A 23,261-nucleotide genomic window follows, 5' to 3' on the forward strand; every position below is an offset into this window, starting at 1 on the left:
GACGGGATAAGTGCTGAAAGCATCTAAGCACGAAGCCCCCCTCAAGATGAGATTTCCCATTACGCAAGTAAGTAAGATCCCTCAAAGACGATGAGGTAGATAGGTTCGGGGTGGAAGCGTGGCGACACGTGCAGCTGACGAATACTAATCGATCGAGGACTTAACCAAATTGTTTGTTTCTAATATGATGTCTTTTATCCAGTTTTGAGTGAACAACTCAAAAGTCTAGTGATGATGGCGAAGAGGTCACACCCGTTCCCATACCGAACACGGAAGTTAAGCTCTTCAGCGCCGATGGTAGTTGGGGGTCTCCCCCTGCAAGAGTAGGACGTCGCTGGGCAACTAAAGGAAGTCGTCACCGAGTAATCGGTGGCGGCTTTTTTGTTTTGCTGTCCATTTATTTTAAACGAAACAGTATTCATGGTACTCTAGTAATATATATAAATAAGGCAAGGGGGATTCTATGTTCTTAAAGGATCTAACAAAAAAATTACAGCATAGCCAGCCACTATTTATTGGGGAGGATACAGCTCTGCGCTCAGCTATTATGCTTCCACTTGTGCAAGTGGAAGGAGAATGGCATATGTTGTTTGAAGTGCGTTCCTTAACGATGCGAAAACAGCCCGGAGATATCAGTTTTCCAGGTGGTCGTATTGATACTACAGATGCCTCTCCATTGGAAGCTGCAATAAGAGAGACACATGAAGAGTTAGGAATAGACCCGACATCTATAAAAGTTATTGGTCAGTTGAGTCCTTATATTGCTTCTTCATCTTTCGTGGTCTATCCATTCGTGGCCACTATTGATCATCACCAAATCGAAAGTTTCAACAAACAAGAGGTTGAAGAAGTATTTACCATACCAATTAGCTGGCTCTTAGACTATGAGCCTTATATGCACACTGTCTCTGTTCAACCTATGCCACCGATGGACTTTCCTTATGAAAAGATATTTAATGGGGACAAATATCAATGGAGACCTAGAGATATTGAGGAATGGTTTTATGATTATAAAAACTATACTATTTGGGGATTAACTGCACGAGTGTTAAAGCATTTTATGGAAACAATCAGAAGTATCAATAGATAAGCAATAAACTTAAATAGTTTCTATCACGAAGCGTTCCAAGATTTAATAGTATTTCAAAAAGAAGATTCTCTATCTATTAGAGGGTCTTTTTATTTTTGTAGTGATAATTCCAAAATACTATATCTCTTTAATTCTAAATGCTTATTTCTGTATAACTTACCTTGTTCCTTCTGAATCATTTTAGTGCTAAATACTAGACTTCTCTTTACCTTTCTATATAAAAAATGGAATATTATAGATATTGGAAGATTGCTAGAGGAGGAGAAATTATGTCTATCTGGTGGGGAATATTGTATAATAAAGAAAATTGGAAATGCTTCATTGTACCCGATTCAACGTGGGTATGCCTATGAAAATACTAGACGTAGACTTACTTCAAGATGGATTGCAACGTAACATAGCTATGTTGGAACGTTTGCAAAATGAAGTGGGGAATATTCAAAACACAGTTAAAGAACTAGTAGCAATGGAGGAGGTATTGAAAGGGGCAGGAGGTAGTGCAATCCGTGGCTTTTACTCAGACGTTCATTTACCTTTCCTTCATTTTTTCCTTGTTTTCTCCGATAGTTACAAGCAAAAGCTTCAACAAATTGAATCTGCTCTTTTGTCGTTAGAACCAGATACGGCAGGGTACATCCTCGAGCAATTTTTAGAGGGAGAGCTAGAACAAGGACTGACGCTGATTGCCAACATAACAGAAAGACTTACAAACGAAGCAAACAGTATCATGGATACAGTAAGTGATATCGTTGCACTACCTCATCTTAATGATAGTGAGGTACAAGAAGGAGTTCAAAATTCTAAAAAGAAACGTGACGACACGCTTTTACAGCTGCATGAATTCGATAGCTCTCAAACCACATCACTACACACAGTAGAAGAAGATATTCAAACGATGGGCAATTGGCTTACGGATATGGAGGGAATGTTTACCGCAGGGGTAAAGGACATTACTTTCCAGCCGAGTCAGTGGAATGCAATTACGTTTGGGAGCGAGATTCGGACAGAGCTATTCCCGAAGGTATATTTAGATCCTAATAAACTATGGGTAGAAGAAAGAGACAAAATAATCGGCACGATGATCACTGCCAAAACCTTTCAAGCGCTAGAGCTGAAGAGGATGATTACAATTGATGAAAACGTTGGAGAGAACATACAATATCATCAATATGCAAATGGTTTATTGATAAAAGAGTACTCGGAAAACGGGACAGTATACTACGAGATCGTTTCTAAAGTAGAATACAAGGAAGAAGCAGTCCAAGTCGAGCCACCGAAAGAAAATAAACTGGTGGATGGTATACAATTTGGATTAGATCTAGCAGGGTTAATACCAGGAATCGGAGAAATAGCAGATGGTTTAAACGGGGTAATCTATTATGCTAGAGGAGATAAGTTAAACGCAGGTCTTTCCTTTGCGGCGATGATTCCAGTTGCCGGCTGGGGAAGTACTGCAACGAAATTTGCAAATAAAGGTAGTCAGTTATACCAAGCAAGGAATGTATTAAGTGATGAAAAAGTGGCATCTATGTTTACACCCACTTACCAAGAAGTGGTCAATGGCCCACTAAGCAGAACCCAGGCTAACATGTATATGTTCAAAACAGACTTCAATAATATGACACCAAAGTCTGTAACATTCAATAGTCCTCTTACTGGCAATTTATCGCTGTCGAAACCGGATGTCCCAACACCCTCTAAAAGTTTAGAGGGTAATGGTAATACAGAGATAAAAAATGTGGATGTTACGACTATGGGTATAGATAATATTAATCATCCTATAAGAACTTATAGGAATGCTGATTTAAAAAAATTAGAAGAAAAATATACTGCAGACCCAAGAATTACAGTAGAAATGCCTTATGTGGGTAAGGGTAAAGCAGGAACCAATTCAGAAGGCTGGTTACGTGATAAAGACTTTTATTGGAAAGAAATAATGAATAAACAACCAGAAAGTTTAAGTAAAGCAAATAAACAAAAAATTCAATTGGGTTTCTCTCCGATAATTGATAAAACATTTAGAGAACACTTCCCTCAATATGATTTAAAGGAATTATACAATGATAAATTAATCCATCATCATGTAGGTGGGGGGGGGCAAGCAGTTGCAGTGCCTTCCAAGCTACACCCAGGAACAGGTGGCATACATAATGCGGAAAAAGCTGCCAGTGTTTGGGGAAATGACAGTGAGTATGCTGAATTACTTGAAAAATTTTTAAATAAGTAAAGGGTGATAACTTTGTCAATAAAAGAAGCAATGCAGATATACTTTCAAATGAGAAAAGAGATAGCTAATGAAGGTTTAGATTTTTTATTTAAAACACCAATTAGTAGTGAAGATAACCTAATAATTTATGATGGAGAAGTTGATGAGGAAGAATATATCTCATGGAAACCTGTAGAAAAGACTGTTTCACAGGACTTTACAAGTTTAGAAGATGAATTTGATATAAAATTGCATAAATCAATAGTTGAATATTTTAACTCATATTGGTTTGCAGATTTAGATGGATTTTATCAGGAACACTATATTGCATTAGAGTCTGTGCTACCGAATAGCGAGATAAGTTCATTCCGAGAGGCACTGAAAGGATATAAAGAAAATCATGGGGATAGTTTAAAGAAGATACCTATTGGGATTGAAGGGAATGGTTTGTTGGTAGTTATTGAGAACAGTAATGGAATAATACAATTAGAAGATTTTGAAAAAGGGACATTTGAGCATATTGCTGATAATATCCAAGAATTAATAGGGAATTTGAGACTGAAAAGATAGCATTTTATTTAGTGTCGAATATCTCAACAAGGATAAGTAAGTACACAATTATTTATCAGAAACTAACCTTTAAAGAACTAGTTGAACTAGTAAATAAAATTATAATCCTATGCTATCTGAGGAAGGGGTAAGTGAATATATAGAAATCTTAGAACAAAATGTTCCTCACCCTGCTCCCAGCGACTTAATTTTTTGGATCGATGAGGATTTATAACCAGAGGAAGTAGTGGAGATTACATTAGCATATAAAAAAGAAAAATAATTGTATTTAGAATACTCTTTGTAGAACCTTGAAGGGCTATTTACTTCAAGGTTTCTTTTTTTATGTGGGCTACCCAGTACCGAACAATTCCGATTTATTTAATAAAATTATGTCCTATCTACTCTTTATGTTATTAAGCAAATAACCATAATATCAACAATTACCACTATTTCAATTCTTCAAAACCTTACCTTCGCTTTCCTCCTAGCCTTTTAAAATTTTTACAAACTTTTACGAACATAGAACAGTGACTAGAGCAAGAGGACTAACCCAACTCGAGAATGTCGATGTTCAACACTTGCATACCGTTTAAAATGTCGTAAATATCGTCGATAGATAACTCTGTCCAAGTTGGCTGAAAAAAGATGGCTGATTGTATTAGTCACTACACCAACGGCAAAAGCGAACAACCCGGCACCCGTTATTAGCGGAAAAGCAAATGTGAAATCAGAGTCACCGAGTTCGAATATACAGGCTAAGCCAAAAGTTGTCGGAGGCAATGCAGATTATATAGCTCCACCTAAAAATACGAATACAATTAATACGCCATCTGCAAAGGTGGATACTACACCAACAAATAAAAGTATTGATAGTAATGTGAATAAAGATGTAAAGATGGATCTTGAGATAAAGGGTGCGGGAGAAGTTAATAGGCTTATTCCTGGTACACCTGGAAAGGTGACAGGAGGAAGTTCTACAAAGCTGGGTAAAAACATGTTTGAAGAAATGGGTTTGCCTATAACTACAAAGCGAACCCCTTATCAAGCACAACATATTATTCCTAAGGAATTTAGAAGTCATCCTGTATTACAAAAAATAGGTATGGATATGGACAATGCCTCAAATGGATTTTTTCTTCGAGTTCCAGACGCTGAGGTTAGTGTAACTTCTAGACATAAAGGATATCACTCAATTTATAGTAATTTTGTAAGGAGCAAATTGGATGAAATAGATATTAGACAAAATATAACTATAATAGAAAAACAAGTTTTTGAATTGCAACAAAAGTTAAGACTACTTCAAGAAAAGGGATTACCACTATACATGAAGGATAATTACCTTGAAAATGAACTTAAAAGGATTAAAGAAATTGGATTGGAACAATACAGAATAGAAAGAATAGACAAAGAGGTTGCGACCCCTGTATGGAAAAGTGGAGGAGGGGCAACAGTGGACCTTTGGGAAAGGTGGTATAATAAGCAATGAACTATGGGTTATTTAATAATTTAGTTGAAGAGGTAATTCAGTTCTCGAAAGATTTCCAGAGTGAACAAACTAATAAATTCCCCCAAAATATTATAATTATTAATGATATAAAAAAAGCAGAGCATTTAGCTTATGAAGAGATTTTTGGTGAAGAAGAGTATAAATGGAAAGATATTAGAGAAATGGAAATGAGCGAAGTCTGGGGTTTGTATTATGAAAAGTCTGAAAATGAAAAACCTAAAGGACTGGAAGAATTATTAGAAATTATTGCTGATAATGTGAGAAAGAGCTCATTTAAATATAGTATATTTTATAATGATGTTGTAGCTGACCTTACTAATTGTGCCATCAATAGAGCAATAAATGGAAAGAGTAATTCCTTTTTTGAAAAATTGTTTGAAATATATCAATACGGTGCTTTTCCTTGTGGTTGGAATGGTGATTATCCAGAAGGACAGATTGTTTCTTTTAAATTGGATTAATGAGTATTTTGCTCGAGAGACTAGATGAAGTTCTGGGAGAAGAAATATATAAATGTGATAGTTAAGTGGAGATGTACTGCTTTAAAAAAGAAGAGTTAAATGAAACTTGGTCATCTTTTTTTGTTTCTTGATGGCATGTTTTAATTGTTAATTATAGATCAATAAAAGATAATTTATAATACTTAAAACCTTGATTGCCTAAATGCCTTTCAAGGTTTTTTAAATTATAAATTCCAAATAGAAACGTGACGACACGGTTTTACAGCTGCATGAATTCGATAGCTCTCAAACCACATCACTAACCACAGTAGAAGAAGATATTCAAACGATGGGCAATTGGCTTACGGATATGGAGGGAATGTTTACAGCAGGGGTAAAGGACATTACTTTCCAGCCGAGTCAGTGGAATGCAATTACGTTTGGAAGCGAGATTCGGACAGAGCTATTCCCGAAGGTATATTTAGATCCTAATAAACTATGGGTAGAAGAAAGAGACAAAATAATCGGCACGATGATCACTGCCAAAACCTTTCAAGCTTTAGAGCTTAAAAGGATGAATACGATTGATGAAAACGTAGGAGAGAATATCCAGTACCATCAATATGAAAATGGTCTACTTATAAAAGAATACACGGAAAACGGGACAGTGTACTACGAAATCGTGTCTAAAGTAGAATACAAGGAAGAAGTAGTCCAAGTTGAGCCGCCAAAAGAAAATAAACTGTTGGATGGTATACAGTTTGGATTAGATATCGTAGGGTTAATACCAGGAATCGGAGAAATTGCAGATGGCGCCAATGGGGTTATTTATACAGTTAGAGGAGATAAGTTAAACGCAGGTCTTTCCTTTGCGGCGATGATTCCAGTTGCCGGCTGGGGAAGTACTGCAACGAAATTTGCAAATAAAGGTAGTCAGTTATACCAAGCAAGGAATGTATTAAGTGATGAAAAAGTGGCATCTATGTTTACACCCACTTACCAAGAAGTGGTCAATGGCCCACTAAGCAGAACCCAGGCTAACATGTATATGTTCAAAACAGACTTCAATAATATGACACCAAAGTCTGTAATATTCAATAGTCCTCTTACTGGCAATTTATCGCTGTCGAAACCGGATGTCCCAACAACCTCTAAAAGTTTAGAGGGTAATGGTAATACAGAGATAAAAAATGTGGATGTTACGACTATGGGTACGGATGAAATTGGATTACCGCCTCGATACGGGGAAAGAAGAATCTCAAAGGAATTATATGATGAATTAAGAGACGGATCGCCTACTGCAAAGTTACGAGAAAAAGTTAACGAGGGTATTGAGGATAAAATAGGAATGCCTGACCCTGCTTTACCTGGTAAGCATATTACAGGTAGACTTCAAGCCGATCATATCGTATCAATGAAAAATATAGCTAAGATGGAGAATTTTGATAAACTAACAAAAGAACAACAACTTAAGGTTTTAAACAATGAAGAGAATTTTTTAGGATTAAGTGAAGCAGCCAATAAATCTAAGGGGTCTAAATCTTATTCTGATTGGACAATTTATAAAAAAGAAAATATTGAAGTTGACCCTAAGTTTAGAGAAGAAATGATAAAGAAGGAAAAAGAATTAGAAATGAAATTACAAAAACAAATTGATGATTTTGTTGAAGGAAATAAAAAAGATATAGATAAATAAAGGAGCTGATATAGCATTATGGAACAAAAACTGGGGTTTTTAAGAAAATATAAAAGAAATGCACAACTTATATCATGCCATGAGATTAATAAACTTGATTGTGGGAAAATACCAAATTCTTGGTATAAATTGTTTCAAGAAGAAAACGTAGACCAGAGAGTTGAGATTATTTTATCTTTATGGAAAGAGCAAGTAGGAGTGGAATTAAGAAACACCATTTCTTATTTGTCTAAGCACCTTGAAGAAGTAGACCTTATGGACATAAATGGTGGATATTCAATTTTATACACCATTAAAACAGATAATGGTGAAATTCGATATTATGAGGGGGGGAATCCTAAAGATGAGTTTAATAATGAAGAATTAGAAAAATCTTGGGATAAGTTTCCTTCAACAATAAGAAATTTTTATCAAACTGTTCATAATGGTTTCTATTATTATGCGAGCCAATCAATGGGTTTAGTTCCTTTAGAAGATGTAACTTTTTTTGGTGATGATGAATGGGGGATTATCGAAGAGTTAGAAGAGCCCTTACAAATTGATTTACAAACTACTTTTGGTTTCTTCAAAAGTGGTATGGGTGGCTATGTTGCAGTAGATTATAAGAATTCTAATAATGATAATGCGACTTTATGGTGGACAAATAAAGAGCCTAGATATAATATGAATTTTTGGGACATAGTTGATGAATGGATAGTAATTGGATTTGAAGTTTAGTTTAATTCTATGGTGGTACAACCTTCAAAGAGTATTACGTGCACGATGATAGAATAGTAAAAGAAGTACGAGCTTAGGCGACATTTTACTGGGTGATGTATATAAACACATGGTAAGTATATAAAAATAACGACTCATACAAGCTCGTAAGTATTAATGAAGTACTTGGCACGATAAAAAAGGTGTCATACTGTTACTATAAAACTTATAAAATTTATGCTACTTAAAAACAGATGAACTTAAAGTACTTGATTGTCAAATAAAGGCAACAGGTGCTTTTTGTTTTTGGGGAGAAATTTATGCTTTGGACGACATTAAAAATGCTAATGAAAATCAATAGCTTATGATGGTTGTACCATCAAGGTATTATGTTTAATACTTGAGTGGCATGAAAAGTAAGATAACCGGGCGAGTAACCTAACACTTTCATACGCTAAACCACATGATTTATTTTGTTCAATACAGCAATTGGTCACTAGAATAAAAGTCTTGGTGAAAGCTCAAGGTGCATTAAAGAACCAGTTGCACATTCAATTGAGACACCATTACCCAAGCTATTAAAAGTTTTCCCCCACTGATTGGTTCGCAGTCACGATTAAATCTGTTTACTAGCTTACAGAATGGGACACCGTATACCAATAATAGTCCATTCATGTTCAACATGCCAACAGCGAAAACGGATATCCCAGCAACATCTAAAACTCCCAGTGGCGGTGTTAATCCAGAGATCCAGAACCCAAACGTTGCCAATAAGAACCCGGATTTGGACGGCAATGGAGCAAATTCTAGTAAAGTACAATCTTCTGCAGTCCAGCCGCCATCTAAAGGGAATACACCCGAAGCAAAAAGTGCGGTTGCCAGCCCTACTAAGGGGAATCCAAATGAGCAGATACAGGATCTGCCGAAGGTCGTTGGTGGCAATGGAGATCACATAAACCTGAGCAGTACCACGATTCCAAACAAATCTACTAAAACAGTCACTACACCAACGGCAAAAGCAAACAACCCGGCACCAGTTAGTAGCGGGAAAGCCCATGTGAAACCAGATACACCGAATACGAATATACAGGCTAAGCCAAAAGGTGTTGGAGGCAATGGAGATTATACAGCTCCACCTAAAAATGCGAAGACAATTAATGCACCATCTGCAAAGGTGGATACTACACCAACAAATTAAAGTGTAGATGTTGAGACTAAGGGTACGGAAAAAGTTGTAAAAGAATATGATGTAGTTTCTTATCGTCCTGCAAATGGAAAGTACGGTCTCGAAAATCATCATGGAGTAATGAATGAGTGGGCAAAGCAAAATATTCCAAGATATAAAGAAAAAGTTGGTAAGTCACCTACAGTTGCTCTCACAGATAGGAATAATGGTGGGATGCATGAAGCAACTAAAAAGGTCTATAGAGAATGGCTACGGGAGAGAACAGGTAGACCTGTAGGAGCGAAAGTTGATTGGAAAAATGTTAGTCCTAAAGAGATACAAAGATTATCAGAAGATATGTTTGATGCTGCAAAGGTTCCGGAATTAACTAGGAGAGAATATTACAGACAATTAAATAAATATTTATATACACTTGACTAATAATTAGGAGGCTATTATGAGTATAAAAGAGATTCTTCAAAAAATTAATGAAACAGAATACTGTAAAGTTTACCCACCTCAAGGACTTCCAGAAAATATTGAACAGGGTGACGTTCTTCCGAAAGATTTACTTGAATTTTATACGATTTGTGGAGGAGTGGAGTTGTTTACTAATGTAGATTTTGGCGTTTCTATCGTTCCTTCTGATAAATTTGTGCTGGCAAACCCTATAATTGTGGGGGAAAAATGCGAATATGATATTTCCTCACATTGGTATATTTTAGGTGACCTAGGTAGTGGTAATTATTTATCGATTGATTTACATCCTGAAAGGTTAGGAAAATGCTATGATAGTCACTGGGATTCCCATGGTGTAGTAGGTAGTACTACAGTTGTAGCAATTTCATTTACTGATTTATTAAATAGAATATTAGTAAGTAAAGGCGAAGGTGAGAGTTGGTATTGGTATAGTGATGATTTTGAATCACTAGGAGATGCTTATGACGGAATTGAAATAGAGTAGAAATTTTACTTGTTACATTGATTGGCTCAAAGCTTTTCAAGGTTTTTATTTTAATTTATATTAAATCAGCTGATATTGAGTGAGAAAATTAACTATTACTCTATTATTTTATAAATTTTTTTGGATTAGAGTCACCAATATTGGGGAATGATGTTTGCAGGATCCTGTATGGAAAAGAGGAGGGCAACAGTTGACCTTTTGGAAAGGTGGTATAATAAGTAATGAACTATGGGTTATTTAATAATTTAGTTGAAGAGGTAATTCAGTTCTCGAAAGATTTCCAGAGTGAACAAACTAATAAATTTCCCCAAAATATTATCATTATTAATGATACAAAAAAAGCAGAGCATTTAGCTTATGAAGAAATTTTTGGTGAAGAAGAGTATAATTGGAAAGATATTAGAGAAATGGAAATGAGCAAAGTCAAGGGTTTATATTATGCAAAATCTGAAAATGAAAAACCTAAAGGACTGGAAGAATTATTAGAAATTATTGCTGATAATGTGAGAAAGAGCTCATTTAAATATAGTATATTTTATAATGATGTTGTAGCTGACCTTACTAATTGTGCCATCAATAGAGCAATAAATGGAAAGAGTAATTCCTTTTTTGAAAAATTGTTTGAAATATATCAATATGGTGCTTTTCCTTGCGGTTGGAATGGTGATTATCCAGAAGGACAAATTGTTGCTTTTAAATTGGATTAATGAGTATTTTGCTCGAGAGACTAGATGAAGTTCTGGGAGAAGAAATATATAAATGTGATAGTTAATTTTAAGAGTGGAGATGTACTGCTTTAAAAAGAAGAGTTAAAGGAAACTTGGTCATCTTTTTTTGTTTCTTGAAGGTATTTTTTAATTGTTAATTATGGATCAATACTTAAAACCTTGATTGGCTAAATGTCTTTCAAGGTTTTTTAAATTTAAAATTCTAAAAAGAAACGTGACGACACGGTTTTACAGCTGCATGAATTCGATAGCTCTCAAACCACATCACTAACCACAGTCGAAGCAGATATTCAAACGATGGGCAATTGGCTTGTGGATATGGAGGGAATGTTTACATCAGGGGTAAAGGACATTACTTTCCAGCCGAGTCAGTGGAATGCAATTACGTTTGGAAGCGAGATTCGGACAGAGCTATTCCCGAAGGTATATTTAGAGCCTCATAAACTATGGGTAGATGAAAGAGACAAAATAATCGGCACGATGATCACTGCCAAAACCTTTCAAGCGCTAGAGCTGAAAAGGATGATTACAATTGATGAAAACGTGGGAGAGAATATCCAATACCATCAATATGCAAATGGTCTACTTATCAAAGAATACTCGGAAAACGGGACAGTATACTACGAAATCGTTTCTAAAGTAGAATACAAGGAAGAAGCAGTCCAAGTGGAGCCACCAAAAGAAAATAAACTGTTGGATGGTTTTCAATTTGTATTAGATGTAGCGGGACTAATTCCTGTATACGGAGAAATAGCAGATGGTTTAAACGGAGTAATCTATTATGCTAGAGGAGATAAGTTAAACGCAGGTCTTTCCTTTGCGGCGATGATTCCAGTTGCCGGCTGGGGAAGTACTGCAACGAAATTTGCAAATAAAGGTAGTCAGTTATACCAAGCAAGGAATGTATTAAGTGATGAAAAAGTGGCATCTATGTTTACACCCACTTACCAAGAAGTGGTCAATGGCCCACTAAGCAGAACCCAGGCTAACATGTATATGTTCAAAACAGACTTCAATAATATGACACCAAAGTCTGTAACATTCAATAGTCCTCTTACTGGCAATTTATCGCTGTCGAAACCGGATGTCCCGTCAAAGGGGACAGTTAAAGATAGGCAGATAGATTATACTAGAGGTTTTGATGTAGAGCCTAAATATAGCTCTTATGAGCAAAGGGTAAAAACAACACCTGTTAATAAAGGCGAATGGAGTAGCGAACGAGCAGAGTCGTTATTTATCTCTGATAAGACCGGAGAAGTTAAAAAATATCTTGATGAAGCTGGCGTTGACGGAGTTGAGTACAAAAATGGAATGCCAGACTTTTCACCATTCTCCAAAGGTGAAATAAAATTAGAAAACATGACTAATGATAGAAAATCAAATTTTTCAACTGCTGATGAAGAATTGGCTAAAAATTGGAGTACACCAGATAAAAAATGGACAGCAGAAGATGTAGCTGATTGGCGAGAAGATAATAAATATACTTGGCATGAACTTAATGACTTGGAAACAATACAATTGGTACCTAGAAAAATTAATAGTGTTTTTGGACATTTGGGTGGAGTTGGCGAATATAATATAAAAGTTAAGTTAGGAGAGTAATTAAAAATGACAATGATTAATGATGATCTTTTTGGAGAACTTGAATATAAAAATAATTTCTGGAGAGGAAAAACAACTCTTAGAATGTTTGACTTGGAGAAGGAAATAATTTTAAGTATTGATGGACATGAAAGTGCGGATTTTTCCAATGTACAGAGAGAAGCATTTATAAATTTTATTCAAGATATGAAAAATATAATGAATGAGGCAGAAAAACTAGTATATGACTACTATAGTGATAATTATGAAGAATATAGAGAGAGGTTAGGGAATAAATCAGAAGCAGATAATTTTGCTCCAAAAGTTGAATCTGCCTCAGATTTAAAAAGTTTAGTGAAGCCAACTGAATTAATTGTAAGAAGAGTAAGAAAGAATGGAAAAAGAAGACTAGGTTTGCTTTGTGATGTCTCTTGGGATATTGAAAATGGGTTAGGAATAAAAATTGAAGATGAAAATGTAGAAGAAGTAGGGTATCAAGATATTGTACTATAATTTACCTGAATTAATGTAAAGTATGAGGGTGTAAGTAAAGTATTTGATATACTAAATCCAAATGGAAAGCAACTCGATCAGGGAACTCATCAAACGTTATTGGCAAGAGGTATTAGGTAATTTAAAAAAGTATATTATGCCATAAAGAATTCAACTTTTAAAGAACTTAAAACCGTAGCCTTTTTCCAATAATCATCTGTTTTAGAAGTAATATTCTCCGCTTCATACAAGTCTTTGAGTTGAAGGTTCTCTTTCACGATAGATTCATAAAGTAATTTAACAAAAATATCATTCATTATTTTATTTCCTCCCTTCTGGTGTATTTTTGGGGTTTAAAGATAATTTATAATATTTAAAACCTTGATTGGCTAACTGTCTTTCAAGGTTTTTTAAATTCAAAATTCCAAAAAGAAACGCGACGATACAGTTTTACAGTTGCATGAATTCGATAGTTGGATGGTTTTCAATTTGGATTAGATCTAGCAGGGTTAATACCAGGAATCGGAGAAATAGCCGATGGTTTAAACGGAGTAATCTATTATGCTAGAGGAGATAAGTTAAACGCAGGTCTTTCCTTTGCAGCAATGGTTCCATTTTTAGGCTGGGGAAGTACCGGGACTAAAATTGTAAATAAAGGACGTAATTTTTTTCAGCCCAAAAATGTCCTAAACGATGAGATAGTAGAATCAGTGTCTACTTCCGTTTATCGTGATATGGTGAATAGTCCACTGATTGGTTCGCAGTCGCAATTAAATCTGTTTACTAGCTTACAGAATCGGACACCGTATACCAATAATAGTCCATTCATGTTCAACATGCCAACATCTAAAACTCCCAGTGGCGGTGTTCATCCAGAGATCCAGAACCCGAACGTTGCCAATAAGACTCCCGATTTGGACGGCAATGGAGCGAATACAAATAAAGGACAAGCATCTGCAGTCCAGCCGCCATCTAAAGGGAATACACCTGAAGCCAAAAGTGCGGTTGCCAGCCCTACTAAGGGGAATCCAAATGAGCAGATACAGGATCTGCCGAAGGTCGTTGGTGGCAATGGAGATCACATAAACCTTAGCAGTACTACGATACCAAATAAATCTACTAAAACAGTCACTACACCAACGGCAAAAGCGAACAACCCAGCCCCCGTTAGTAGCGGAAAAGCAAATGTGAAATCAGAAACACCAAATTCGAATATACAGGCTAAGCCAAAAGTTGTTGGAGGCAATGGAGATTATACAGCTCCACCTAAAAATGCGAAGACAATAAATGCACCATCTGCAAAGGTGGATACTACACCAACAAATAAAAGTATTGATAGTAATGTGAATGCAGATGTAAAGAATGTGGATGTTGAGACTAAGGGTACGAATAAACCAGTAAATTCGTATTTAAAAAATATTAATGAGTTTTTATTGAAAAATAAGGAATTTGATGAGGTTTTAGATGATTATGCTACTGCTTATGCAGAAAAGGTAAATTCAAATGTTCCTTGGAAGTGGAGGAACATTCCAGGAGGGGATACACTAACGCAAAAACAATTAAAATTGATTAGAGAACGGGCAAAAGAGCTGGGAGAGGTACTCGATGTTCCTATGAAACCAAGAACAAAATATCCAGACTTCGAAAAAGCTGATTTAATTATAAAGATAGATGAAAAAGCAGTCGTTATTATGTTACCAAAAGAATATTGGAAGAAAACAGACCCAGAACAGTTTAGTTGGCTTGATTCAAAAATCTTTGGTGGAAAACGTCCACCAGGGACAACTTGGCATCATTCTGAAATTGACGGTAGAATGGAATTAGTTCCTTTTGGAATACATAATTCAGTTTATCATTCAGGAGGAAGGGTCCAGGTGGATGGGCACATGGAAAAAGATAAAAAACTAGGAGGGGAAAAAAATGAAAGTAGATACGAATACCATTGTCTCACCATTGCCAACGGATGGATTGCTGGACGTGGTCGAACATAGTTTAAGGGTTACATTTCCTGAACCATATAGAGAGTTTATAAAAAAAAATAATGGAGCTGTGCCAATTACAAACATCTTTTCTTCCAATGAAAATAATTATATTATTGAAAGGTTTCTCTGCATCCTTGAAGAAAGTGAATCTGATGAAATCAATGGGTGGTATGATATTGAAGTTACAATTACACAAATTGGTGAAAGGTTAACTGACGATGAAGACTTAATAGGAATGAATGTGGTTCCAATTGCAGCACTCTTTACAGGAGATTTTGTTTGTTTAGATTATAGCAACAGGGAAAATCCAACTGTGGTTGTTTGGTACCACGAAGAGTCTGAAGAATTTTCACCCGTAACTAAAACAGTTGCCCAAGATATATCTGAATTTTTCACGATGTTTAAAGAGTAGTTATTATTTTTATATTACCGAGGATGGCATTTAATTTAAATTTCAAAACACTTGATTGCATTTTATACGTCAAGTGTTTTTTGCTTTTTTTATAAGACAATTTTGCTTGATAACAAGAAGGAAGCTTATAAAATGCTAAAAGAGCTCCACTACATCCTTATAAAGGAAAGTTAAACCCATTTTATCCAATGGATGAGACAACTAGAGGTGCGTTTCAAATCTATAATTATCGGAAAATACGAGGAAAAGAAGCTTTAGGAGAAAGATAATATGAGCATATTGCCTGAGAGGCTAGACGAAGTTCTAGGAGAAGAAATATATAAACGTGAAGATAGCAATCTAGTACAGGATGCTTTAATAAGGCTAGGTGTAAACGCATCGGATACTTTCCAAAAATTTTATATCCAGTATGCAGGACCTTTTTGGGAAGAACATGTACCCTTTGAATTACTAGATATAGCATATGAAGAAAACAATATTGAATCATACACACTCATTTCTAGAAAAGATCATGGTTTTCCGAAGCAATATCTGGTTTTATGTGAAATGTCAGCAAATGCTATATTAGTACTGGATACTGATCAATAATAGGGGATGTTAGAAGTGTTAAAATATGTTATAAGTTAATATTTTTTTGAAATTATCAAGAAATAATGAAAAACATATCTAAATAATTGAAAGAAGTTGATGTACAAATGAGGGGAATAGAAAACTTAATGAATAGTATATGGTTTGGAGAAAAACCTAATCTATCCTAACCTGAAATCAATGAAATATTTTAAAAGCTGTAACAGAACGAGAAATTTTAATGAACTTAATAGAATTATTTAAATTAGGAAACTTTGTTCAAAAACCATTATTGATTCAACTATGAATCAAACAAAAGATGAAGCTGTCTTAAACTTATGTATTAGAGTGTTTCTAGCTATTTCAACTCATGAAGACTTAGAGAATTCGAACAACCTTGATTTTCTAGGAGGGGCAACCGAAGAAACTATAAACACTTTCGCATCTGGGGCTATAACCTCACTTTCTTTTCGTGTAATCCCACACCTTTTAGCCTTACTTGAAGAGTGGGAGGGTATTAGCGATACAACCATTATTATCAAAGATTCTATTGATTCTTTCCTGAATTTAGAAAATCTAAATAATGCAGAAGCAACAGTAGATGAAATTGGAGAACTATATTTTATGCTTTGTGAAGCCACCCAGAGAGAGAAATATTACTTTCAAGAAAACTTAGTTTTCCCGGGAGACTTAACAAAAAAATTAATACAGAGAGTAATGCTAGCAGTAAATAAAGGAGAACCGCTAAGAATGGAATTAATTCCTTCTTTACTGTCTATTTGGACAGGTGAAAGAGTGCCTGGAGATTACAACACCATCATTAATAGGGGTAATTATAAAGATTTCATCAATTATGTAAGTGTGATTTCCAATATAAAATGGGAAAAAGGTAAAAATACTTTTATGGACATAAAATATAAAAATACAACAGAGTTAAAGAATATTTATAGAAGGTGATTATATGTGGAGAGAGCAAGTTAGGCAGATTTCTCAAATAAGAGGGGAAAAACTCAATTTACCTACGAATAAAAATGAGTTATCAAGATTTCGTAAATCTGTAGAGGAAAAATTTGGTGAAGATATTTTGCCACAGCAATATTATGAATTTTTACAAACGATAAATGGATTTGAATTTAATGGACTTATAGTTTATGGAATTGACCCAAATTTTTTGGATTCTATACCACTAAATCAGGTGGATAGTTTTTTCGATGCCAATGAAGTATGGGAAGCGATTAAAGAGGAAGATGAGCTAATTTTTTTTGGAGATTCAGATATAGCCTGGTATTGTTATAATATTTCTAAAAAAGAATTTGTGGAACTAGATAAACCTTCAGGTGAGCACATGGAAACTTTTAATGATTTTAATCATATGCTGGAATCTGCTTTATCTTCGGCACTTAGCTAGCTCTAGGATCTAATGCTAATTTACTTGACTTATATTTTGATGATCTAACTATTATTTCTATAAAAGTTTAATAGTTATTAAACTTTGTTTAGCTAGGAGGCTTGGAAGGCTTTTTTATTTATGGTAAACATAGTGTTAGTCACCCAGATATGGCAGGGACTCTTAATTTAGAATAATGATAACCCTGTTATTCTAATTCCAAATAACTAATTAACTGAAAATTAATATTTCTTTCGAATCATTTTAGAGTTACATGGGAGTCCACACTTTACCTTTCAATATAAAAAATGGAATATTATAGATAATGATAGATTGCTATAGGAGGAGAGATTATGTCTATAATATGTAAGGAAGTGTTATATAATAAAGCAAATTGGAGATATCTAAGCCCTAATCCTATGAGGGCACGCTTATGAAAACGTTAGATGTCAACCTACTTCAAGATGGTTTACAACGCAATATGGCTATGCTAGAACGTCTAGAAACGGAAGTAAGTAATATTAATGATTCTATTAAGGGACTTGTTGCAATGGAGGAAGTATTGAAGGGGGCTGGAGGCAGTGCAATTCGAAATTTCTACTCGGAAGTTCATCTCCCATTCCTTCATTTCTTCCTTTTGTTCACAGAAAGATTCAAGCAGCAGCTCCAACATATAGAGACAGCACTCACATCGTTAGAGCCGGATACTGCTGGTCACATCCTTGAACAGTTTTTAGAAGGAGAATTGGAGCAGGGACTTACCCAGATTGGTACTTTAACTGAAAGATTCACCAACGATGCAAACAGTATTATGGAGACCGTCAGTGATATCGTTGCTTTACCACCGCTAGATGATAGTGAGGTACAAGAGGGAGTTCGAAATTCTAAACAGAAACGTGACAACACAATTACAGATCTACATCAATTTGATACTTCCCAAACTACATCATTAAGCACCGTTGAACAGAATCTACAAGAGTTAGGCTTATGGATAGTACTTATGGAAGGAATGTTTGGTGCAGGGGTAAAGGTCACTTCTTTCCAGTCCAGTCAATGGAAAGCCATAACTTTCGGTAGTGGGATTAGAACAGAACTCTTTCCTAAAGTATACTTAGACCCTAACAATCTATGGGTAGAAGAATATGAAGAGTTAATTGGAACAACAATCAATTCGGATACTTTTGAGACCCTTGAAGGGATGAAAGTCTCGCTAATTGAAGAAAACGTGGGAGAAAATATAAAGTACCATGCGTACGCAAATGGTTTAATCATTAAAGAAACAATGGATGGTGGAAAATCTAGCTATGAAGTTGTCTCCGAAGTAATATATAAAGAAAACGATCAAGCCGATGAACCGCAGGAAAATAAAGTCCTCGATGGTATTCAGTTGGGATTAGATATATTAGGACTGATACCAGTTGTGGGAGAAGTAGCGGATGGTCTAAACGGGATAATCTATACCGCTAGAGGAGATATGCTAAATGCAGGACTTTCCTTTGGATCGATGATTCCATTCGTGGGTTGGGGCACTACTGGAGCTAGATTTGCAATAAAAGGAGGCCGAGCAATAGAAGATGCTCGAGACGTCAATCGAGTTACGGAAAATGTTAAACCGGGATCTCAGGGGATGGATGACACTACATCATACTTTAGGGTTCAAGGTGGAGAAATGCCAAATGCAAGCCAAGTAAGGATTCAAGTCGACAATAATGGAAGAATGATCATTCCTAACAAAGATGCAAACTTAAACGTTAGCGCAGGGACTAGGGAACATGCCGAATATTTCTTGGAGAAAAGAGGCGCTGGTGCTGAAATTGTAGAGATTGAAGTGCCAAGATGGTTTGACGATTTTGTGCAAGAAAGCGCAATACCACAATTTAGATATAAAACCAATCCACTTAATCAGGGAGGGACAGCACCAAAAGTGGTTGACCCTAGTACACCGGGAACATCATTTGAATTTCCCTCACCATGGATTGAGTGGCTTGAGGAATATGGTAAGATAAAGAAATAAAATACGAAACACTTAATACACTGAGGAGATGATACATTGTTTAACAAACCCAAATATGCTGAAAACATAATAGTTTTAGTTAAATACAACACATCATATAGATGGTTTGTTACAGATAAGGAAATATGGTTTCTAGATTTAAATAAATTAATATCTTCTTATCTGGAGAAAGGATTTGAAATTCCTAATCCTGATGACTTTTCTGACAGGTTTGATATGGCGGTAGTAAATGAAGATAATGTGGAAGATTTTCTACATGAAATCAGAGAATTAGAAGTAAGTAATGAAGAGTTAAGAAAAAGTTTAGTGCATAGAGAATATAGTCATATTTCAGATATGATACCTTCTTTATATGTTGATTTTGATGATAAGAAGCTTACTTCTTTTTATCCAGAACCGGCATCCTATGAATTATATGTACCGAATGGCTGGCTAGGGAAGTATGAACAATTCATGGAAAACATTCCCGTAGACTATCAATATTGGATAATCACTGGCGAAAATTTATTTCTAAAGGAGAATAACTATGAATAAAACAGAAACCTTTACTATAATGAAAGAAATGTTTGGGAAAGAGGGAAGTGAGGAGCAAGTAGAAGGGCTTACACTTATAATTGATGGTAAGCTGAAAGAAGTCTTTGATACTATCATCGATAAATCAGATGACTACAATAATTATACTGACGTACTTAGTAGTATAGTTGTACACGGGGTAAATGGAATTATTAATGAGCTAAAATAATTGCATGCTATAAGAGTTTATTGGGTCAAGTTGAAAAATAGTTAATAAATGAGATTATACAAAGAAACAAATAGCAGGGTGATTATGGTCAAATACCATCATTATCAATCTGCTTTTTTTTCTTTTTCTTCCATGGATTTAGAAAGATAAGGAATTATAAAGTTTAAAGATCATAAAATAAAACCTTGATCAGCCAAAGCTTTTCAAGGTTTCTTCCTTCTATTTATGCCTTTCTATTTGCAAAGTTAATTGGACTGCTACTTACCCTAAATTCTTTCAGCCTTCTTTTCGAAATACCAATGTAATCGATATTCACAAATCTCCCTCGTCCAATTAAAGATGATTTCATTCACATGTTTACTCACATCAAAGTTTAGAGCAAATTCTCCATCTACATATCGAATTTTCCCTTTTGAAGAATTACTCCATTTGGTCATAGGCATGCGACCAATTAAGGAAGCCGTTTTTTTATGATCTGGTACAATGGAATCGATTTTTCTTCTATATTCCTTAGTGGTTAGAAAATCAATAAAGTAGGGAGCAACAGTCTCTGCAGTGACTGGCTCAAACCAGTGATTTACCCCACGCGATAACATGTAGCTCAGGAGTACCATCTTATAGCTTTTAGTCATAGCTGTTTTTTCTACTTCTTCAACCCATTCCTGATAAAGGTTATACGCCTTTAGTTCTTGTTCGGTTAACTCCTCAGCATCCTTCAACATACCTACATAGGAGCCAAACTCACTTTTGACTTGGGTTGTTATGATTCCTGATTTTAAATGGTATTCTAGGTAGGAAGGACGGGTTCCTAGTTCCTCTTTTAATCGGAAGTATTCATAAATCATTCGTTGCTTGTGGCTAGCAGCTTTTTTCTCCATTTCTTTAATAAGGTCAATGATCTCCGTTTCTAATTCGATAGAGCAATATTCAGGTATAGCAGCTTGTATTGTATACAGGTTTGGTTTATCCATTTGCTCTGCTGAAAAGATAGACAGCTTCGTGTCTGCATTCCTATAATTTCCTATTAAATCAATAATGACACAATGCGTTTTTCCGTCAGCAAGACGCAAGCCTCGACCAATCTGTTGCGTGAATACTGCAACAGATTCAGTGGGACGGATAAAAAGAAGAGTATCAACTGTGGGAATATCCACTCCCTCATTAAATAAGTCTACGGTAAAGATGATATCTAATAATCCATTCTCCAGTTCTTTCCTCGCATTTATACGTTCCTCTCGAGGAGTAGCACCGCTTAAGGCAACTGAATTATATCCTGCTCCAGAAAAATAATTGCTTAAGAAATTAGCTTGTCTTACAGAAGAACAAAATCCAATCGTTTTACTTTGTTTACGGAGCTTCCAGGCCTCTAATATTTTCTTAGCCATTTCTTCACGTAATTGAAAGCGAGCTAATTCGTCCTCATCGTATCTATTTCCTAGCCAACGAATTTGAGAATAGTCCGTTTCATCATAGACCCCATAATATCGGAAGGGAGCTAACCAGTCCCGCTCTATCGCATCAATGAATGGAATGCGAATGGCTACATTTCCATCACAAATACTGTAGACATCCTTATTATCTAAACGGTCTGGAGTAGCTGTGATACCTAATAAAAATTTGGGATTAAAATATTCGATAACCCGCTCATAGCTTGGTGCAGCAGCATGATGAAATTCATCGACAACGATTAAATCAAAGTCATTTGAGCTGAATTGATCGAGGTGATACTGCTGGGAAAGCGTATGAATAGAAGCAAAAATAAAATCTGCATGTACATTCTTTTCAACTGCGTTGTACATGCCGGCTGACTGGTTAGGGTGGACATGTAGAAAAGAGTTTTTTGCTTGGTATAATATTTCCTCTCGATGTGCGATGAAAAGTACCCGTTTAAACTGTTCTGCGAAAAAAGCAGCCAAATAGGTCTTGCCTAAACCAGTAGCTAGAACGACAAGAGCCTTGTCATAATCATCTTCTATCGTTTTCTTTAGCGCTTGCAGTGCCAATACCTGAGCAGGGCGAGGAGTAAGCTGACTTGGTCCAGTCTTGTATTCTTCTTTGGGATCAATAACCATCGACTCTCCATTAACTGCGCCGAACATGATCACCTGTTCCTCATTTGCTGACCAGGTATTACTAAGCGCTAAATCCTTGTTCACTTTGTTATAGACCTCTTGGTAGCCTGATAAAGTTTCTGTGTTTAAGGGAATAGTGGAGGCTGAATAAAAAAGCTTCATAAATTCATTTGTTGCTTCCTCAAAAACGGTTCCACTTACTACGGCAGGGGCGTAAAGATTCCATTCTATCCCATTATGTAACGCAGAGGAGGATAAATTAGAGGAGCCAACAATCAGGTGACTATCTTCATTGGAACGAAACATATAAGCCTTTGGATGAAAGGAAATTCCATTACTTCTATAGATTCTAATCTCTGCATGATGAAGTTCCTCTAGTAAGAGCTTCAGTGCTTCGGGCTGAGTAATGTATAAATAGTCACCAACTAGTAGCTTAAGCTCTGCTCCACGTAAACCTGCCTCCTTTAAAGAAGGGAGTACATGCCTAACGCCTGATTTCATAGCAAATGCAGTAATCCAGTAAATACTAGTCGCATCGAGAGTAAGACTCTTCAAGTCCTCAATAAGATTAGATGTGATCAGCCTTAGCCTACTCATCCTCAACCTCTATTAAATAGATTCCTTCTTTAAATCCTCCGCGCTTCTCTTTTTTGGCAAGGCGGATTTGCTCAAGCTCCTCATAGGTAGCTTCATGAATGGGAAGAGCCGCATGGATTAATTCTAGTATATCTGCTAGCTCTTCAAGTGCATCTTTTCGGTTATCCGTTGCTTCAAATTCCTTCACTTCTTCATATAATTTGTTTTTCACTTCGGTTAAATGCTCGGATTTATCTAAAATGCGCGTGGAAAACTTACTTCCAGATTTCTCGATTACCTGGGGGATTAAATCACGTACTAGCTTATTGTAAACTGGCATAATTGTTCCTCCTTACTATTGATTTAGTTTGCTACTGTTGATATTTATCTTA

22 protein-coding genes, 2 rRNA genes and 6 pseudogenes are annotated in these 23,261 nt (G+C 35.6%); 27 read left to right on the top strand and 3 right to left on the bottom strand.

Going from position 1 to position 23,261, the window contains the following annotated elements:
• From M3627_RS13365 to M3627_RS13445, 19 genes and pseudogenes are all read left to right on the top strand, one after another.
• Positions 1-168: ribosomal RNA gene (locus tag M3627_RS13365) — 23S ribosomal RNA — on the top strand; the annotation flags it as partial.
• Positions 169-224: 56 nt separating this feature from the next.
• Positions 225-340 (top strand): 5S ribosomal RNA (gene rrf, locus M3627_RS13370).
• 123 nt (positions 341-463) lie between these two features.
• The gene (locus M3627_RS13375; RefSeq protein WP_169361552.1) at positions 464-1,090 is read left to right on the top strand and encodes an NUDIX hydrolase; all 627 of its coding nucleotides are present in this window, start codon (positions 464-466) and stop codon (positions 1,088-1,090) included.
• 343 nt (positions 1,091-1,433) lie between these two features.
• On the top strand, positions 1,434-3,317 hold the full coding sequence (locus tag M3627_RS13380) for a T7SS effector LXG polymorphic toxin (RefSeq protein WP_251556085.1): 1,884 nt from the start codon (positions 1,434-1,436) through the stop codon (positions 3,315-3,317).
• Between the two features lie 30 nt (positions 3,318-3,347).
• Entirely contained in the window at positions 3,348-3,866 is a 519-nt protein-coding gene (locus tag M3627_RS13385; protein WP_205964173.1) for a SecY-interacting protein Syd, read from the top strand.
• Positions 3,867-3,916: 50 nt separating this feature from the next.
• Positions 3,917-4,080, top strand: a pseudogene (locus M3627_RS13390) (bacteriocin immunity protein).
• A gap of 399 nt (positions 4,081-4,479) precedes the next feature.
• The gene (locus M3627_RS13395; RefSeq protein WP_240949833.1) at positions 4,480-5,334 is read left to right on the top strand and encodes an AHH domain-containing protein; all 855 of its coding nucleotides are present in this window, start codon (positions 4,480-4,482) and stop codon (positions 5,332-5,334) included.
• Entirely contained in the window at positions 5,331-5,816 is a 486-nt protein-coding gene (locus tag M3627_RS13400) for a hypothetical protein (RefSeq protein WP_169361485.1), read from the top strand. The genes M3627_RS13395 and M3627_RS13400 overlap by 4 nt, the downstream gene beginning before the upstream one ends.
• Before the next feature lie 253 nt (positions 5,817-6,069).
• Positions 6,070-6,189 (top strand): annotated as a pseudogene (locus M3627_RS21075) (T7SS effector LXG polymorphic toxin); the annotation flags it as partial.
• A 1,020-nt stretch (positions 6,190-7,209) separates the two neighbouring features.
• Entirely contained in the window at positions 7,210-7,491 is a 282-nt protein-coding gene (locus tag M3627_RS21080; protein ID WP_169361487.1) for a hypothetical protein, read from the top strand.
• Positions 7,492-7,509: 18 nt separating this feature from the next.
• Positions 7,510-8,208 carry an SMI1/KNR4 family protein gene (locus tag M3627_RS13410; RefSeq protein WP_169361484.1) on the top strand — a complete coding sequence of 233 codons (699 nt, stop codon included), beginning with the start codon at positions 7,510-7,512 and terminating at the stop codon, positions 8,206-8,208.
• A 432-nt stretch (positions 8,209-8,640) separates the two neighbouring features.
• Positions 8,641-8,766: pseudogene (locus M3627_RS13415) on the top strand (IS110 family RNA-guided transposase); the annotation flags it as partial.
• A gap of 103 nt (positions 8,767-8,869) precedes the next feature.
• Positions 8,870-9,385, top strand: coding sequence for a hypothetical protein (locus M3627_RS13420; protein WP_251556087.1), 516 nt, complete (start codon positions 8,870-8,872; stop codon positions 9,383-9,385).
• Positions 9,386-9,484: 99 nt separating this feature from the next.
• Positions 9,485-9,793 (top strand): annotated as a pseudogene (locus tag M3627_RS13425) (hypothetical protein); the annotation flags it as partial.
• A 16-nt stretch (positions 9,794-9,809) separates the two neighbouring features.
• Positions 9,810-10,316: an SMI1/KNR4 family protein gene (locus M3627_RS13430; protein ID WP_251556088.1), complete on the top strand. Its 507-nt coding sequence runs from the start codon at positions 9,810-9,812 to the stop codon at positions 10,314-10,316.
• A gap of 221 nt (positions 10,317-10,537) precedes the next feature.
• On the top strand, positions 10,538-11,023 hold the full coding sequence (locus M3627_RS13435) for a hypothetical protein (protein ID WP_169361480.1): 486 nt from the start codon (positions 10,538-10,540) through the stop codon (positions 11,021-11,023).
• A gap of 234 nt (positions 11,024-11,257) precedes the next feature.
• Positions 11,258-11,386: pseudogene (locus tag M3627_RS20855) on the top strand (T7SS effector LXG polymorphic toxin); the annotation flags it as partial.
• 678 nt (positions 11,387-12,064) lie between these two features.
• Positions 12,065-12,646, top strand: coding sequence for an HNH endonuclease (locus M3627_RS20860; RefSeq protein ID WP_285841713.1), 582 nt, complete (start codon positions 12,065-12,067; stop codon positions 12,644-12,646).
• Between the two features lie 6 nt (positions 12,647-12,652).
• Positions 12,653-13,138 carry a DUF6985 domain-containing protein gene (locus M3627_RS13445; protein WP_169361527.1) on the top strand — a complete coding sequence of 162 codons (486 nt, stop codon included), beginning with the start codon at positions 12,653-12,655 and terminating at the stop codon, positions 13,136-13,138.
• Between the two features lie 134 nt (positions 13,139-13,272).
• Here the strand turns inward: M3627_RS13445 and M3627_RS13450 are convergent, their stop codons facing one another.
• Positions 13,273-13,434, bottom strand: coding sequence for a hypothetical protein (locus M3627_RS13450; RefSeq protein WP_240949837.1), 162 nt, complete (start codon positions 13,432-13,434; stop codon positions 13,273-13,275).
• A 156-nt stretch (positions 13,435-13,590) separates the two neighbouring features.
• Here M3627_RS13450 and M3627_RS13455 point away from each other — a divergent pair, with 156 nt between their 5' ends.
• From M3627_RS13455 to M3627_RS13490, 8 genes and pseudogenes are all read left to right on the top strand, one after another.
• On the top strand, positions 13,591-15,108 hold the full coding sequence (locus tag M3627_RS13455) for an HNH endonuclease (RefSeq protein WP_251556091.1): 1,518 nt from the start codon (positions 13,591-13,593) through the stop codon (positions 15,106-15,108).
• Entirely contained in the window at positions 15,038-15,511 is a 474-nt protein-coding gene (locus M3627_RS13460) for an SMI1/KNR4 family protein (protein WP_251556092.1), read from the top strand. Before M3627_RS13455 ends, M3627_RS13460 begins: the two co-directional genes overlap by 71 nt.
• 270 nt (positions 15,512-15,781) lie before the next feature.
• A complete protein-coding gene (locus tag M3627_RS13465) occupies positions 15,782-16,099 on the top strand; it encodes an SMI1/KNR4 family protein (protein WP_251556093.1) in 318 nt (105 codons plus the stop codon).
• A gap of 220 nt (positions 16,100-16,319) precedes the next feature.
• A pseudogene (gene imm47, locus M3627_RS13470) lies at positions 16,320-17,035 on the top strand (Imm47 family immunity protein).
• A gap of 4 nt (positions 17,036-17,039) precedes the next feature.
• Positions 17,040-17,486 (top strand): YrhA family protein, encoded by a 447-nt coding sequence (locus M3627_RS13475; protein WP_251556094.1) that lies wholly within the window; start codon positions 17,040-17,042, stop codon positions 17,484-17,486.
• 412 nt (positions 17,487-17,898) lie between these two features.
• Entirely contained in the window at positions 17,899-19,479 is a 1,581-nt protein-coding gene (locus M3627_RS13480) for a T7SS effector LXG polymorphic toxin (RefSeq protein WP_251556095.1), read from the top strand.
• A gap of 36 nt (positions 19,480-19,515) precedes the next feature.
• Positions 19,516-20,013 (top strand): hypothetical protein, encoded by a 498-nt coding sequence (locus tag M3627_RS13485; RefSeq protein WP_251556096.1) that lies wholly within the window; start codon positions 19,516-19,518, stop codon positions 20,011-20,013.
• Positions 20,006-20,221, top strand: coding sequence for a hypothetical protein (locus M3627_RS13490; RefSeq protein ID WP_240949760.1), 216 nt, complete (start codon positions 20,006-20,008; stop codon positions 20,219-20,221). Before M3627_RS13485 ends, M3627_RS13490 begins: the two co-directional genes overlap by 8 nt.
• Before the next feature lie 266 nt (positions 20,222-20,487).
• Here M3627_RS13490 and M3627_RS13495 read toward each other — a convergent pair whose 3' ends face one another.
• Both M3627_RS13495 and M3627_RS13500 read right to left on the bottom strand, forming a co-directional pair.
• A complete protein-coding gene (locus tag M3627_RS13495; RefSeq protein WP_251556098.1) occupies positions 20,488-22,890 on the bottom strand; it encodes a DEAD/DEAH box helicase family protein in 2,403 nt (800 codons plus the stop codon).
• Positions 22,883-23,209 (bottom strand): nucleoside triphosphate pyrophosphohydrolase, encoded by a 327-nt coding sequence (locus M3627_RS13500; RefSeq protein WP_251556099.1) that lies wholly within the window; start codon positions 23,207-23,209, stop codon positions 22,883-22,885. The genes M3627_RS13495 and M3627_RS13500 overlap by 8 nt, the downstream gene beginning before the upstream one ends.
• Positions 23,210-23,261: the final 52 nt, after the last annotated feature.

The organism is Psychrobacillus sp. MER TA 171 (assembly GCF_023713305.1).
GTDB lineage: Bacteria > Bacillota > Bacilli > Bacillales_A > Planococcaceae > Psychrobacillus.

What these genes read in the sequence shown, in the direction of transcription:
- M3627_RS13375 (WP_169361552.1), top strand. Translation starts at nt 464, where the DNA reads ATGTTCTTAAAGGATCTAACAAAAAAATTACAGCATAGCCAGCCACTA.
- M3627_RS13380 (WP_251556085.1), top strand. Translation starts at nt 1,434, where the DNA reads ATGCCTATGAAAATACTAGACGTAGACTTACTTCAAGATGGATTGCAA.
- M3627_RS13385 (WP_205964173.1), top strand. Translation starts at nt 3,348, where the DNA reads ATGCAGATATACTTTCAAATGAGAAAAGAGATAGCTAATGAAGGTTTA.
- M3627_RS13400 (WP_169361485.1), top strand. Translation starts at nt 5,331, where the DNA reads ATGAACTATGGGTTATTTAATAATTTAGTTGAAGAGGTAATTCAGTTC.
- M3627_RS21080 (WP_169361487.1), top strand. Translation starts at nt 7,210, where the DNA reads ATGAAAAATATAGCTAAGATGGAGAATTTTGATAAACTAACAAAAGAA.
- M3627_RS13410 (WP_169361484.1), top strand. Translation starts at nt 7,510, where the DNA reads ATGGAACAAAAACTGGGGTTTTTAAGAAAATATAAAAGAAATGCACAA.
- M3627_RS13420 (WP_251556087.1), top strand. Translation starts at nt 8,870, where the DNA reads ATGCCAACAGCGAAAACGGATATCCCAGCAACATCTAAAACTCCCAGT.
- M3627_RS13430 (WP_251556088.1), top strand. Translation starts at nt 9,810, where the DNA reads ATGAGTATAAAAGAGATTCTTCAAAAAATTAATGAAACAGAATACTGT.
- M3627_RS13435 (WP_169361480.1), top strand. Translation starts at nt 10,538, where the DNA reads ATGAACTATGGGTTATTTAATAATTTAGTTGAAGAGGTAATTCAGTTC.
- M3627_RS20860 (WP_285841713.1), top strand. Translation starts at nt 12,065, where the DNA reads ATGACACCAAAGTCTGTAACATTCAATAGTCCTCTTACTGGCAATTTA.
- M3627_RS13445 (WP_169361527.1), top strand. Translation starts at nt 12,653, where the DNA reads ATGACAATGATTAATGATGATCTTTTTGGAGAACTTGAATATAAAAAT.
- M3627_RS13450 (WP_240949837.1), bottom strand. Translation starts at nt 13,434, where the DNA reads ATGAATGATATTTTTGTTAAATTACTTTATGAATCTATCGTGAAAGAG.
- M3627_RS13460 (WP_251556092.1), top strand. Translation starts at nt 15,038, where the DNA reads ATGAAAGTAGATACGAATACCATTGTCTCACCATTGCCAACGGATGGA.
- M3627_RS13465 (WP_251556093.1), top strand. Translation starts at nt 15,782, where the DNA reads ATGAGCATATTGCCTGAGAGGCTAGACGAAGTTCTAGGAGAAGAAATA.
- M3627_RS13475 (WP_251556094.1), top strand. Translation starts at nt 17,040, where the DNA reads ATGTGGAGAGAGCAAGTTAGGCAGATTTCTCAAATAAGAGGGGAAAAA.
- M3627_RS13480 (WP_251556095.1), top strand. Translation starts at nt 17,899, where the DNA reads ATGAAAACGTTAGATGTCAACCTACTTCAAGATGGTTTACAACGCAAT.
- M3627_RS13490 (WP_240949760.1), top strand. Translation starts at nt 20,006, where the DNA reads ATGAATAAAACAGAAACCTTTACTATAATGAAAGAAATGTTTGGGAAA.
- M3627_RS13495 (WP_251556098.1), bottom strand. Translation starts at nt 22,890, where the DNA reads ATGAGTAGGCTAAGGCTGATCACATCTAATCTTATTGAGGACTTGAAG.
- M3627_RS13500 (WP_251556099.1), bottom strand. Translation starts at nt 23,209, where the DNA reads ATGCCAGTTTACAATAAGCTAGTACGTGATTTAATCCCCCAGGTAATC.